A 13,131-nucleotide genomic window follows, 5' to 3' on the forward strand; every position below is an offset into this window, starting at 1 on the left:
GCGCGCGTGGGCGTGGGCGTGCCTCAGCCGCCCAGCGCGCGTACCCCCGCCGTCACGGCGACGGCCGCCCCGACCACGACCAGGAACGGTGCCCGCAGTACGAGCGCGACCGCGGCCGCCACCAGGCCCGCGCCCCGGGCGTCCAGCACCAGTTGCTGCCCCGTGGCGAAGGTCTGCTGTGCGGTGAGTGCCGCGAGCAGGGCGACGGGCAGCAGTGCGGCCAGTTTCCGCACGAGCGGCCGCTCCAGGGCGCTCGCGGGAACGAGCAGTCCGAGAAGTTTGACGGCGTAACAGCCCACAGCCGTGGCGATGATGGCGATCCAGACGCTCAACGGACCTCTCCCTTCGCGTGGCCGGCACGCCGGTCACCGCGCACCTTGTCGCCCCGCCCCTTGAGGAAGAGCACCAGCGGCGCGGCCAGTGCGGCCACCAGGACGGGCACCCCCTCGGGCACCACGGGGAGCAGTCCGAGCCCGAGCAGGACCGCGAGCGCGGCGACCGCCCGCTCCGAGGCCGTCCGCAGCATGGGGGCGAGCAGGGCGAGGAAGACGGCGGGGCCTGCCGCGTCCAGGCCCCAGGCGTTGGTGTCCCCGATGGCTTCGGCGCCCAGCGCGCCGAGGAAGGTGGTGAGGTTCCACAGCACGTACAGCGTGAGTGCGGTGACGGTGAAGCCGATGCGGGCGCTGCGCCGGGTGGGCTGGGCGAGTGCGACGGCCGCCGTCTCGTCGATGACCACCTGCGCGGCGAGGGGGCGTACGAGCCGGGGCAGGGCGAGCAGTTCCGAGAGCCGCAGCCCGTAGAAGGTGTTGCGCACCCCCAGGAAGAAGGCGCCGGCTGCCGCGGTGAGCGGGTTGCCCCCGGCGGCGAGCGCCCCGACGAGTGCGAACTGCGAGGCGCCGGTGAACACCAGCAGGCTGAGCGCACAGGTCTGCGGGAGGGTGAGCCCGGCGCCCGCCGAGGTCACCCCGAAGGCGAAGCCGGAGAGCCCGACGGCGACGCCCACGCCGAGCGCGTCCCGCACCACCGCGGAGTCGGCCTTCGGCTCGGCCGGGGACGCAGGTGCGGTGGAGGACGGGGACGGGGACACGTGCAAGGGCGGGAACGGGGTTCCCGAGGGGGATGCTGTCTGATCTGCCACGTCCCGGACGCTACGAGGGCAGCCCGCCCTCGGTCTTGTACGTTCTTGCGCGCGCTCCGGTCACCCGCCGGTCACCTTCCGGCGCGCTCGCGCCGGTACGCGCCGGGCGGCACCCCGACGATCCGGGTGAAGTGCCGGTTGAGGTGGGGCTGATCGGTGAAGCCCACCGCGAGTGCCGCGTCGGCGGGCGGCGTCCCCGCGTCCAGCAGGCGCCGCGCCCGGCTCACGCGCGCGTCGGTGAGCCAGGTGTGCGGAGGCATCCCGTACGCCGCCTTGAAGGCGCGCAGCAGCGCGAAGGGGCTGGTGCCGACCTCCTGCGCCAGTGCCTCCAGGGAGGGCGGCTCGGCCATCCGGTCCACCAGTATTTCCTGGGCGAGCGCCGCGGTCCGGGCGGACGCCGGCGCGGGGCCCCGGGCCGTCGTCGGCAGGGACGCCCCGTACCGGCGCAGCAGCCGGGCGATCACCACGCGGAACAGGGTGTCGGCGGCGAGCGCGTTGCTCTCCTCGGCGGCCCGGTGCACCTCGCGGACGAGCCGGGCCGCGTCGGGGTCGTCGACGATGGTCTCGGCGAAGCCAGGAGTGCCGCGCAGCGTCGTCGCCTCCGCCGCCACCTCGGCGACGAGCTCCCGCGAGGGGTAGAGGGTGGCGTACGACCAGCCTTCGGGGGCTCCGGCCCTGGCCGCGTGCGGCACCTCCGGGTTGATCATGACCACGCTGCCCGGTGCCGCGCTGACCGTGCCGTCCGGCGTGTACACGTCCTCGACGCCCCGGCGGACCGCGCCGAGCACGAACCCTTCGTGGCTGTGGCGCGGGAAGGAGTGCCGGACGTAGCGGGCCCGCAGCAGATCGAGGCCCGGCACGCCAGGGCACTGCCAGTGCCTGGCCCACTCGCCGTGCCGCCGGGTGACCGTCGCGCCCTTCTCCATCCGACCATTGTGCGCCCCTCGCCACGCCGCTGACCTGGGCGTCCACGCTGTGGACCGAGGATCTCCGGGGCATTGTCAGTGGTGGGGTGCACGATGGTGAGCATGGTGAGGACAGCGCTCGACTCGTTCTCCCCCGCGACCAGGAGCTGGTTCACGGGGGCCTTCGTCACGCCGACCGCTGCACAGGACGGTGCCTGGCGGGCCATCGGCGAGGGCTCGGACGTCCTGGTCGTCGCCCCGACCGGGTCGGGAAAGACCCTCGCCGCGTTCCTCGCCTCGCTCGACAGCCTGGCGTCCACGCCTCCGCCGGCCGACGCCAAGAAGCGCTGCCGGGTGCTCTACATCTCCCCGCTGAAGGCCCTCGCGGTGGACGTCGAGCGCAATCTGCGCAGCCCGCTGACCGGCATCCGCCAGGAGTCGGTGCGGCTCGGGCTGCCCGAGCCGGACATCCGGGTCGGCATCCGCTCGGGCGACACCCCGCCCGCCGAACGCAGGTCGATCGCGACCAGGCCGCCGGACATCCTGATCACCACGCCCGAGTCACTGTTCCTGATGCTCACCTCCTCGGCCCGCACCGCCCTGGAAGGTGTCGAGACGGTGATCCTGGACGAGGTGCACGCGGTCGCGGGCACCAAGCGCGGCGCCCATCTCGCCGTGTCCCTGGAGCGACTCGACGAGCTGCTGCCCCGGCCCGCCCGCCGGATCGGCCTCTCGGCGACGGTCAGACCGGTCGACGAGGTGGCCCGCTTCCTGTCCCCGCAGCGCAAGGTCGAGATCGTCCAGCCGCCGTCGACCAAGGTGTTCGACCTGTCGGTGGTGGTCCCCGTGGAGGACATGGGCGAACTGGGCGGTTCCCCCGCCAGGGACGACGACCAGGGCGACAAACCGTCCATCTGGCCACAGGTGGAGGAGCGGATCGCCGACCTCGTCCAGGCGCACCGCTCGACGATCGTCTTCGTCAACTCCCGCCGCCTGGCCGAGCGCCTGTGCAACCGGCTCAACGAGATCGCGTACGAGAGGGCCACCGGCGAGGCACTCCCCGAGGGCGGCTCCCCCGCCGAGCTCATGGGTCAGTCGGGCGCCGCCCAGGGCGCCCCGCCGCTGCTCGCCCGCGCGCACCACGGCTCGGTCTCCAAGGAGCAGCGCGCCCTGGTCGAGGAGGACCTCAAGGCGGGCCGGCTGCCTGCCGTGGTCGCCACCTCCAGCCTGGAGCTGGGCATCGACATGGGGGCGGTCGACCTGGTGATCCAGGTGGAGTCGCCGCCCTCCGTCGCCTCCGGCCTCCAGCGCGTGGGCCGGGCCGGACACCAGGTGGGCGCGGTGTCCACGGGTGTCGTCTTCCCCAAGTACCGGGGCGACCTGGTGCAGGCCGCCGTGGTCACCGAGCGGATGCGCAGTGGCTCCATCGAGTCCCTGCGCATCCCGGCCAACCCCCTGGACGTACTGGCGCAGCAGCTCGTCGCGATGGTCGCGCTGGACTCCTGGCAGGCCGACGACCTCCTCGCGCTGGCCCGGCGGGCGGCGCCGTTCGCCTCGCTGCCGGAGTCGGCCTTCACCTCCGTCCTCGACATGCTCGCCGGGCGCTACCCGTCCGACGCGTTCGCCGAGCTGAGGCCGCGCGTGGTCTGGGACCGCATCGCGGGTACGGTCACGGGCCGCCCGGGGGCGCAGCGGCTCGCCGTCACCTCCGGCGGGACGATCCCCGACCGGGGCCTGTTCGGTGTGTTCCTCGCCGGATCCGACCCGAAGAAGGGCGGCGGCCGGGTCGGCGAGCTCGACGAGGAGATGGTCTACGAGTCCCGCGCGGGCGACGTCTTCACCCTCGGTACGACGTCCTGGCGCATCGAGGACATCACCCGCGACCGTGTACTGGTCTCCCCCGCCCCCGGCGTACCGGGCAGGCTGCCGTTCTGGAAGGGCGACCAGCTGGGCCGCCCGCTCGAACTCGGCCGTGCGCTGGGCGCGTTCCTGCGCGAGATCGGCGCCCTGGCCCCGGAGGACGCCCGTGCCAGGCTGGGCGCCGCCGGGCTGGACGACTGGGCCGCCGGAAACGTCCTGTCGTACCTCGACGAACAGCGCAGGGCGGCGGGTCACGTCCCGGACGACCGGACGATCGTCGTGGAGCGGTTCCGCGACGAGCTGGGCGACTGGCGGGTGGTGGTCCACTCCCCGTTCGGCGCGCAGGTGCACGCCCCGTGGGCGCTGGCCCTGGGGGCCAGGCTGTCCGAGAAGTACGGCATGGACGCTCAGGTGATGCACGCCGACGACGGCATCGTGCTGCGGCTGCCTGACGCGGACCTGATGGGGCTGGACCTCATGGGCCTCGACCCCCTGGACGGCTCCCCGGCCGCACCGGCCCCGGCCAAGCCCCTGGGCACGGAGTACGACAGCGAGCAGGCCCCGGTCGGTGCCGCCGACACCCTCTTCGACAAGGGCGAGGTCGCACAGATCGTCACGGACCAGGTCGGCGGCTCCGCCCTGTTCGCCGCCCGCTTCCGCGAATGCGCGGCCCGTGCGCTGCTGCTGCCGCGCCGCAGCCCCGGCAAGCGCACCCCGCTGTGGCAGCAGCGCCAGCGCGCCTCCCAGCTCCTCCAGGTTGCCTCCGAGTTCGGCTCGTTCCCGATCGTGCTGGAGGCGGTCCGCGAGTGCCTCCAGGACGTCTTCGACGTACCCGGGCTGACCGAGCTGATGGGCGACATCGAGGCCCGCCGGGTCCGCCTCGTCGAGGTCACCACCACGGAACCGTCCCCGTTCGCCCGGTCCCTCCTCTTCGGTTACGTCGCCCAGTTCCTGTACGAGGGCGACTCGCCGCTCGCGGAGCGGCGCGCGGCGGCGCTCTCGCTGGACTCCCGGCTGCTGGCCGAGCTGCTCGGCCAGGCGGAGCTGCGCGAACTGCTCGACGCGGAGGTCCTCTCGCAGCTGGAGCAGGAGCTCCAGTGGCTCGTCGAGGACCGCCGCATCAAGGACGCGGAGGGCGTCGCCGACCTCCTGCGGGTCCTGGGTCCGCTCACCGGGGCCGAACTGGAGGCCAGGGGCGCCGAGCCGCAGTGGGCGGCGGAGCTCGCCGACGCCCGCCGCGTCATCCGGGTGCGCATCGCGGGCACGGACCACTGGGCGGCGATCGAGGACGCGGGCCGGCTGCGCGACGCCCTCGGCACAGCGCTCCCCGTCGGCGTCCCCGAGGCCTTCACCGAACCGGTCAAGGACCCGCTGGGCGACCTCCTGGCCCGGTTCGCCCGCACCCACGGGCCCTTCACGTCCACCACCGCGGCACACCGCTTCGGCCTCGGCACAGCGGTCACCGACGGCACCCTGCACCGGCTCGCCGCGGGCGGCCGCGTCGTCCAGGGCGAGTTCCACCCTGCGGGCATCGGCCAGGAGTGGTGCGACGCGACGGTCCTTCGCCGCCTGCGCCGCCGCTCGCTCGCGGCCCTGCGCCAGGAACTGGAGCCGGTCGCCCCCGCCGCGCTCGCCACGTTCCTGCCCCAGTGGCAGCACTACGGGAGCGGCGGACTGCGCGGCATCGACGGACTGGTGCGCGCCATCGAGCAGTTGCAGGGCGCCGCCGTCCCGGCCTCCGCCCTGGAGAAGCTCGTCCTCCCCTCCCGGGTCACCGGCTACACCCCGGCACTGCTCGACGAACTCACCACCACCGGCGAGGTGCTGTGGGCCGGTGCCGGCGCACTCCCCGGCAAGGACGGCTGGGTCTCCCTCTACCTGGCCGACACCGCACCACTCCTCCTCCCGCCACCCCACCCCCTCGAACTCTCCGCGCTGCACGAGTCCGTCCTCACCACGCTCACCGGCGGGTACGGGCTGTTCTTCCGCCAGATCGCCGATCAGGTGCGCGCCACCACGCACCCCGACGCCACCGACCCCCAACTGGCCGACGCCCTCTGGGACCTGGCCTGGTCGGGCCGTCTGACCAACGACACCCTGGCCCCGCTGCGCGCCCTCCTCGGCTCGGGCCGCACGGCGGGCGCCACCGCGCACCGCGCCAAGCGCTCGGTGCCGCGCGGCCGTTACGGCTCGCTCACCGCCTCGGCCCGCCCCGTCTCCCGTACGGGACCGCCCACCGTCGCGGGCCGCTGGTCGCTGCTCCCCGCCCCGGAGCCCGATCCGACCCACCGCGCACACGCCCTCGCGCGTACGTTCCTGGACCGGCACGGCGTGGTGACGAGGGGCGCGGTCGCCGCCGAGGGCGTGGAGGGCGGCTTCTCGGCCGTCTACCGCATCCTCGCCGCGTTCGAGGACAGCGGGCAGGCCCGCAGGGGGTACGTGGTCGAGGGCCTGGGTGCCGCCCAGTTCGCCATGGACGGGGCGGTCGACCGGCTCCGCGCTGCGGCCACGGCCCGCGACCGCAGCGAGGGCGACGCCCCGAACCGGGCCGTGGTCCTGGCCGCCGCCGACCCCGCCAACGCGTACGGCGCGGCCCTCCCCTGGCCCGAACCACCGGCCGGCGTCACCCACAAGCCCGGCCGCAAGGCAGGCGCCCTGGTCGTCCTGGTGGACGGCGAGCTGACCCTCTACATGGAGCGCGGCGGCAAGACCCTCCTCGCCTGGCCCACCGCCGCGCCCGGTGTGCCGACCCCGTCCGGCGTCCCGGCCCCGTCCGGCATTCCGGCCCCGGACGCCCCCGCCACCCCGGCCGCCCCAGCCCTTACGGACGACGCCGACCCCCGCATCCACGCGGCATCCGAAGCCCTCACCGCCTCGGCCCGCGCCGGAGACCTCGGCACCATCACCGTCGAGCGCATCAACAACTCCCCCGCCCTCACCTCACCCCTGGGCCGCGCCCTGGAGTCGGCGGGCTTCCACGCCACCCCGAAGGGACTCCGCATCCGCCCCTGAAGCCCTGAAGACGCCCGCCCCCCGGCACCTGGGCGGCCCACCTCACCCCGCCCCTCCCGGCCAAATCCCCCATCATGGACCCATGCCCGAAGGAGACACCGTCTGGCAAGCCGCCCACCGCCTGCACGCCGCCCTGGCCCACCGTCCCCTCACGCACGCCGACCTCCGCGTCCCCCGCTTCGCCACCGCCGACCTGACCGGCCGCGAGGTCCTCGACGTCACCCCGTACGGCAAACACCTCCTCACCCGCATCGAGGGCGGCCTCACCCTCCACTCGCACCTCCGGATGGACGGCGCCTGGCGCATCTACGCCCCCGGCGAGCCCTGGCGCGGCGGCCCCTCCCACCAGATCCGCGCCGTACTCGGAAACACCGGGGCCACCGCCGTCGGCTTCCGCCTCCCGGTCCTCGAACTCCTGCGCACTTCCGACGAACCCACCGTCGTCGGCCACCTCGGCCCGGACCTCCTCGCCCCGGACTGGCAGCAGGACCCCGCCCTCCACGCCCTGGCGGTACGCAACCTCCTGGCCTCCCCCGACCGCCCCCTCGGCGAAGCCCTCCTCGACCAGCGCAATCTCGCGGGCATCGGCAACGTCTACAAGTCCGAGCTCTGCTTCCTCGCCCGAGTCACCCCGTGGCTCCCGGTCGCCGCCCTCGCCCCCGACGTCCCACCGCGCCTGGTCACCACCGCCCACCGCCTCCTCGACCTCAACAAGGACCACCCCGACCGCCGCACGACCACCACCCCTCGCACCTCCACCTCCACCTCCGCCCCCACCCCCGACCGCCTCTTCGTCTACGGCCGTGAGTCCCGCCCCTGCCTCCGCTGCGGCACCCCCGTCCGCAAGGCCGACCAGGGCGACGGAACCCGCGAACGCCCCACCTACTGGTGCCCGAACTGCCAACAGGGCCCCACCAATTGACGCTCCGTCAGATCCAGTCGTACGGTCACCCCATGCCTCTCCCCGTACGACGCCCCGAACGGCTCCCGGCATACGACCTCACCGGCCGCACCGCGTTCGTCACCGGCGCGGCCAGCGGCATCGGCCGCGCCACTGCCCTGCTCCTCGCCGAAGCGGGCGCCACCGTGCACTGCGCGGACCGCGACGAGGCGAACCTGGCCGAGACCGCCCTCCGGATCACCAAAGCCGGTGGCACCGCCGCCACTCACGTCCTCGACGTGACATCGCGGGACGGCATCCGAGCGGCGATGGAAACGGCCGACCGCCTCGACATCCTCGTCACCGCCGCCGGAATCATGCACTCCAGCACCGTCCTGGAGACCACCGACGAAGACCTCGACCGCCTCCTGGCAGTCAACTTCAAGGGCGTCCTGTACGCCTGCCAGGAAGCAGCCCGCCACATGCTCGCCCAAGCCCAAGCCCAAGCCACAGAGAACTCAACCACCCCCGGCACCATCATCACCCTCACCTCCGGAGCAGTGGACAGCTCCAACGCCGGCCTCTTCTGCTACAGCGCCACCAAGGCAGCGGTCGTCCAGCTCACCAAAACCCTCGCCACCGAACTGGGCCCGCAAGGCATCCGCGTCAACTCCGTTGCCCCCGGCTGGATCCGCACCCCGATGACCGCCCGGCACGACGACGTGCTCCAGCACCGCGCCGAAGCCACCATGAACCGCATCACCCCGCTCGGCCGCGTCGGCGAAGCCGAAGAGGTCGCCCACGCGGTCCTCTACCTCGCCTCGGACGCCGCCAGCTTCACGACGGGCCAGATCCTCCGCCCCAACGGCGGCGTCTCGATGCCTTGGTAACCCCCCGCTCCCCCAACGCCCGCTTCCCCGGCCCCCAAGCCACCACATGCACCGGAAGCAGACTCAGCCCCCACCCCCCGGCAACAACCGCCCCCTCGACCACACCCGCCCCACCCGGCACCAGCACCATCCGCAGCACCGCCCACCACCACAGCACCCCGAGCCCCAGAGCCAGGCCCACACCGACCACAGCACGCGCACCCGGCGCACCTCCACGCCCACGTATCGAGCAGTCGCGCCGCACCATCCGCACCATGGCTGCCTCCTCCGGCCGACGCTAGATGCGGTCATTCCCGTACGGGAGGGCGCACCGGAAGCACCTGGAGCACCCGGAGGTCTCCAGGCACCACCGGCGCACACCCAGCCCCGTAGGTCCCACGCCCGACGTTCTCGGGACGGTCAGGCGGTCTCGGCCTGGAACATCCAGGCGTGCTTCTCCAGGTCCGCGGTCAGCGCGATGATGATGTCCTGGCTGACCGGGTCCGGGTCACCGGTCGCCTCGATGCGCTCGCGCATCCGCACGATCACCGCACCGAGTGCGTCCACCAGGATCCGTACCGCGTCGGAGTCCTTGATCCATCCCGTCGGAACCTCCGCGATGGCACTCGACGACGCGACCGTCGCGGCCCGCCCGTCCGGGCTGACACCGACCGTGGAGGCCCGCTCGGCCACCGTGTCGGAGTGCAGCCGCGCGGTGTCCACGACCTCGTCGAGCTGAAGGTGTACGGACCGGAACCGGGGACCCACCACGTTCCAGTGCACCTGCTTCGCCACCAGCGAAAGGTCCAGCAGGTCGACGAGCGCCCCCTGGAGTGCCTCCCCGACCACCTTGAGATCGGCCTCGGGCAGCGTGCTCTTCACGGCAGACATCCGCATCCTCCTCAGAAGAAATTTCCAGCAATCTGGCTCAGCACCCCCAACCCTGCCATAAACGATCCAATTCGGTCATCCAGGGTCATCTACGAAGGAACCCACTCCCGCACCACAGGAAAGCCCCACCCCGGCCCCACCCTGCACCTACCCCAGCCCTCAGCCCCTAGCCGCCAGCCCTCAGCCAAAAAAGACCCGAGCCCCGACCGACCTCCAAGAGGCCGCCCGGGGCTCGGGCCCACGCGCTACTTCATTCGCTGTTCGCTGCTCACTGGGCAGCGACATTCGCTAGGCAGCGACGACGTCCACCGCTTCCGCAGGTGCCTTGATCGTCACTCGCTCGGTCGGTACACCGGGCACGCCGGTCACCGACGTCACGGAGACCGCATTGAGCATCGGTCGCATCGGCTGGCGCACCGGCGTCTCACCGGCCGCAGCCGACGCCGCCAGTTCGGCCAGGGAAAGTTCGTCGCTCACTTCCCGCATGAGCTCGGACATCCGTACATCAAGCGCGTCGCAGATCGCGGAAAGCAGCTCGGAGGATGCCTCCTTCTGCCCCCGCTCCACCTCGGAGAGATAGCCGAGCGATACCCGGGCGGACGAGGAGACTTCGCGCAGAGTACGGCCTTGGCGCTGGCGCTGCCGACGCAGCACGTCACCCAGCAGGCGACGGAGCAGAATCATCGGTGGCTCCCTCCTCGGACCGCGTAGCCGCATCCTTCACGCCCCACCGTACCGCCTCGCGCTGCGGCCGTGCGGGGAGCGATGTCGTGTTCACTCAGGGCTGCAAACATCAAGTCCCCCCGTTCTGTTCCGTATCCTGTGCCCGCGCATTTCCGATGGGTTCACTCTCGCCACCCACGGGTCCGCCGCCCAGCTCGCCGGCAAGCAGCTCGAAAACGCCCCGCACACTCTCTCTACGAATGTCCGAACGGCTGCCGTTCAACCGCAGTGCGGCCACTTTCTGTACTCCGCCCGGCCCGACGACGGCCATGAAAACGGTGCCGACGGGCTGCCCGTCCTGCGGATCGGGCCCCGCGACACCGGTCGTCGAGATCCCCCAGTCGGCCCCGAGCACCCGTCGCACACCGGCCGCCATCTGCCGCGCGACCTCGCCGTCCACGGCCCCGCGCTCCCGCAGCAGACCGGGCGCGACCCCCAGGAGATCACGCTTCAGCTCGGTCGCGTACGCCGTCACGGACCCGCGGAAGACCTTCGAGGCCCCGGGCACCCCGGTCAGCTCCCCGGCCACCAGACCGCCGGTCAGCGACTCGGCGACGGCCAGCGTCTGCCCCCGGGCACCAAGCACGGCAAGCACCGCTTCAGCACCCGCACCCGCAAAACCCGAGCCAGAACCAGAACCCGCGCCAGAACCCGAACCCGAACTCACCGAGCCGCCCGCTCCGCCGCCAGCCCCGCCCGCCGCAGCACGATCGCCTGCCGTACGTAATCCAGGCCGGTCACCACGGTCAGCACCACGGCCACCGCCATCACCCACCACCGGAAGGAAGCCAGCGGCCCGACCAGCATCAGCACGTACATGCCGACCGCCGTGCCCTGCGCGAGCGTCTTCATCTTGCCGCCGCGACTGGCCGGAATCACCCCGTGCCGGATCACCCAGAACCGCATCAGCGTGATCCCGAGCTCACGGAAGAGAATCACCCCGGTCACCCACCACGGCAGGTCGCCGAGCGCCGAAAGCGAGATCAGCCCGGCAGCCATGATCGCCTTGTCCGCGATCGGATCGGCGATCTTCCCGAAGTCCGTGACCAGGTTGTACGTACGGGCCAGATGGCCGTCGAACACATCCGTGATCATCGCGACCGCGAACGCGGCCCACGCCCAGGCCCGCCATATCGGGTCGTGCCCGCCCTCCGCGAGGAGCAGCAGCACGAAGCCCGGCACGAGCACGAGGCGCACCATCGTGAGGATGTTCGCGATGTTCCACAGACTGGCCTGGCTCACCACCACGGCAGCAGCACCCAGCTTTCCGCCGGTCACCGGCGCCCTGCCGGTGCCGCCCGCCGCGGACGCCGGGATTCCGCTCATCTGGCCGCCTCCTCAGAAACCTCAGGAACCTCGTTGGACCCGTTGGCCTCGTCGGACCCACCAGGCAGCGGCTCGGCAACGAGGTCCACGCCCTCGGTACCGACCACCTTTGCCAAGACCATACGACCGGGCGTCAACCCGTGACTGGTCGTGAAGACCACCTGGCCGTCCGTCTCGGGCGCCTGGTGCGCTGCCCGGCCGATCGCGCCGTCCTCGTCGTCGATCGACTCGACCAGCACTTCCAGGGTCTCACCGAGCCGCTCCTCCGCCCGCTGGGCGGTGAGCTCCTCGGCGAGCCGCGACAGGTGCGCGAGCCGCGCGGCGATCACGTCGTCGTCCAGCTTGTTCTCGTACGTCACGGCCTCGGTGCCGTCCTCGTCCGAGTAGCCGAAGACGCCGATGGCATCCAGGCGGGCACCGGTGAGGAAGCGCTCCAGCTCGGCGAAGTCCTCCTCGGTCTCGCCGGGGAAGCCCACGATGAAGTTCGACCGCACACCGGCGTTCGGGGCCTTGCTCCGGATGGTCTCCAGCAGCTCCCAGAACTGCTCGGTCGACCCGAAGCGGCGCATCGCGCGCAGCACACCGGGCGCCGAGTGCTGGAAGGACAGGTCGAAGTACGGCACGACGTTCGGCGTCGAGGTCAGTACGTCGATCAGGCCGGGCCGCATCTCGGCCGGCTGGAGGTAGCTGACCCGCACCCGCTCGATGCCCTCGACGTCCGCCAGCTCGGGCAGCAGGGTCTCCAGGAGACGGATGTCGCCCAGGTCCTTGCCGTACGAGGTGTTGTTCTCGGAGACGAGCATGACCTCCTTCACGCCCTGCCCGGCCAGCCAGCGCGTCTCCTGGAGCACGTCGCTGGGGCGCCGCGAAATGAAGGAGCCGCGGAAGGACGGGATGGCGCAGAACGAGCACCGCCGGTCGCAGCCGGAGGCCAGCTTCACCGAGGCGACCGGGCTGGAGCCCAGGCGGCGACGGAGCGGCGCACGCGGCCCGGACTCCGGGGCGACGCCCTCCGGCAGGTCGGCGGGGGCCGGGGCGGGCTCCTCCTGCGCGTGGCCGGGCAGGGCCACACTGGCGTCCTGCCGCTCGGCCGGGCTGATCGGGAGCAGCTTGCGCCGGTCGCGCGGGGTGTGCGCCTCGACGGAACCGCCCGCGAGGATGGTCTGGAGGCGGTTGGAGATGTCGGAGTAGTCGTCGAACCCGAGCACTCCGTCGGCCTCCGGAAGGGCCTCTGCGAGGTCCTTGCCGTACCGCTCGGCCATGCAGCCCACGGCGACCACGGCCTGGGTGCGGCCGTGGTCCTTCAGGTCATTGGCTTCGAGCAGGGCGTCGACGGAGTCCTTCTTGGCGGCTTCGACGAATCCGCAGGTGTTGACGACGGCGACGTCCGCGTCCGAGGCGTTCTCGACGAGGTCCCAGCCGTCCGCTGCCAAGCGGCCTGCCAGCTCCTCCGAGTCCACCTCGTTACGGGCGCATCCAAGAGTGACAAGGGCGACGGTGCGGCGTTCGGGCATGGACTCAAGACTA

General features: G+C 72.5%; 11 protein-coding genes. 3 read left to right on the forward strand and 8 right to left on the reverse strand.

Features of this window, described 5'->3' with window-relative positions:
• Nucleotides 1-23: 23 nt before the first annotated feature.
• From ACZ5PB_RS06195 to ACZ5PB_RS06205, 3 genes are all read right to left on the reverse strand, one after another.
• Nucleotides 24-332, reverse strand: coding sequence for an AzlD domain-containing protein (locus tag ACZ5PB_RS06195; RefSeq protein WP_468688165.1), 309 nt, complete (start codon nt 330-332; stop codon nt 24-26).
• Nucleotides 329-1,087 carry an AzlC family ABC transporter permease gene (locus ACZ5PB_RS06200; RefSeq protein WP_468688314.1) on the reverse strand — a complete coding sequence of 253 codons (759 nt, stop codon included), beginning with the start codon at nt 1,085-1,087 and terminating at the stop codon, nt 329-331. The genes ACZ5PB_RS06195 and ACZ5PB_RS06200 overlap by 4 nt, the downstream gene beginning before the upstream one ends.
• A gap of 122 nt (nt 1,088-1,209) precedes the next feature.
• Entirely contained in the window at nt 1,210-2,064 is an 855-nt protein-coding gene (locus tag ACZ5PB_RS06205) for an AraC family transcriptional regulator (RefSeq protein ID WP_468688167.1), read from the reverse strand.
• 102 nt (nt 2,065-2,166) lie between these two features.
• Here ACZ5PB_RS06205 and ACZ5PB_RS06210 point away from each other — a divergent pair, with 102 nt between their 5' ends.
• The 3 genes from ACZ5PB_RS06210 (at nt 2,167) to ACZ5PB_RS06220 (ending at nt 8,685) form a co-directional block, all read left to right on the forward strand.
• Nucleotides 2,167-6,915 carry an Lhr family ATP-dependent helicase gene (locus ACZ5PB_RS06210; RefSeq protein ID WP_468688168.1) on the forward strand — a complete coding sequence of 1,583 codons (4,749 nt, stop codon included), beginning with the start codon at nt 2,167-2,169 and terminating at the stop codon, nt 6,913-6,915.
• 82 nt (nt 6,916-6,997) lie between these two features.
• Nucleotides 6,998-7,837: a DNA-formamidopyrimidine glycosylase family protein gene (locus ACZ5PB_RS06215; protein WP_468688170.1), complete on the forward strand. Its 840-nt coding sequence runs from the start codon at nt 6,998-7,000 to the stop codon at nt 7,835-7,837.
• Nucleotides 7,838-7,869: 32 nt separating this feature from the next.
• The gene (locus ACZ5PB_RS06220; protein ID WP_468688171.1) at nt 7,870-8,685 is read left to right on the forward strand and encodes an SDR family NAD(P)-dependent oxidoreductase; all 816 of its coding nucleotides are present in this window, start codon (nt 7,870-7,872) and stop codon (nt 8,683-8,685) included.
• Between the two features lie 399 nt (nt 8,686-9,084).
• Here the strand turns inward: ACZ5PB_RS06220 and ACZ5PB_RS06225 are convergent, their stop codons facing one another.
• From ACZ5PB_RS06225 to rimO, 5 genes are all read right to left on the reverse strand, one after another.
• The gene (locus tag ACZ5PB_RS06225) at nt 9,085-9,555 is read right to left on the reverse strand and encodes a Dps family protein (protein WP_468688172.1); all 471 of its coding nucleotides are present in this window, start codon (nt 9,553-9,555) and stop codon (nt 9,085-9,087) included.
• Nucleotides 9,556-9,843: 288 nt separating this feature from the next.
• Nucleotides 9,844-10,239, reverse strand: a complete 396-nt coding sequence (locus tag ACZ5PB_RS06230; protein ID WP_399442919.1) for a helix-turn-helix domain-containing protein — start codon at nt 10,237-10,239, stop codon at nt 9,844-9,846.
• A gap of 109 nt (nt 10,240-10,348) precedes the next feature.
• Nucleotides 10,349-10,873 carry a CinA family protein gene (locus tag ACZ5PB_RS06235; RefSeq protein WP_468688174.1) on the reverse strand — a complete coding sequence of 175 codons (525 nt, stop codon included), beginning with the start codon at nt 10,871-10,873 and terminating at the stop codon, nt 10,349-10,351.
• A 68-nt stretch (nt 10,874-10,941) separates the two neighbouring features.
• Complete coding sequence (gene pgsA / locus ACZ5PB_RS06240) at nt 10,942-11,604, reverse strand: CDP-diacylglycerol--glycerol-3-phosphate 3-phosphatidyltransferase (RefSeq protein ID WP_468688175.1); 663 nt, start codon at nt 11,602-11,604, stop codon at nt 10,942-10,944.
• Nucleotides 11,601-13,118: a 30S ribosomal protein S12 methylthiotransferase RimO gene (gene rimO / locus ACZ5PB_RS06245; RefSeq protein WP_468688176.1), complete on the reverse strand. Its 1,518-nt coding sequence runs from the start codon at nt 13,116-13,118 to the stop codon at nt 11,601-11,603. The genes pgsA and rimO overlap by 4 nt, the downstream gene beginning before the upstream one ends.
• Nucleotides 13,119-13,131: the final 13 nt, after the last annotated feature.

The sequence above is a fragment of the Streptomyces sp. NPDC032721 genome, from assembly GCF_055579625.1.

Bases quoted from the DNA above. Each gene is read 5' to 3' on its own strand.
- ACZ5PB_RS06225 (WP_468688172.1), bottom strand. From the start codon at position 9,555: ATGTCTGCCGTGAAGAGCACGCTGCCCGAGGCCGATCTCAAGGTGGTC.
- rimO (WP_468688176.1), bottom strand. From the start codon at position 13,118: ATGCCCGAACGCCGCACCGTCGCCCTTGTCACTCTTGGATGCGCCCGT.
- ACZ5PB_RS06220 (WP_468688171.1), top strand. From the start codon at position 7,870: ATGCCTCTCCCCGTACGACGCCCCGAACGGCTCCCGGCATACGACCTC.
- ACZ5PB_RS06230 (WP_399442919.1), bottom strand. From the start codon at position 10,239: ATGATTCTGCTCCGTCGCCTGCTGGGTGACGTGCTGCGTCGGCAGCGC.
- pgsA (WP_468688175.1), bottom strand. From the start codon at position 11,604: ATGAGCGGAATCCCGGCGTCCGCGGCGGGCGGCACCGGCAGGGCGCCG.
- ACZ5PB_RS06215 (WP_468688170.1), top strand. From the start codon at position 6,998: ATGCCCGAAGGAGACACCGTCTGGCAAGCCGCCCACCGCCTGCACGCC.
- ACZ5PB_RS06210 (WP_468688168.1), top strand. From the start codon at position 2,167: ATGGTGAGGACAGCGCTCGACTCGTTCTCCCCCGCGACCAGGAGCTGG.
- ACZ5PB_RS06205 (WP_468688167.1), bottom strand. From the start codon at position 2,064: ATGGAGAAGGGCGCGACGGTCACCCGGCGGCACGGCGAGTGGGCCAGG.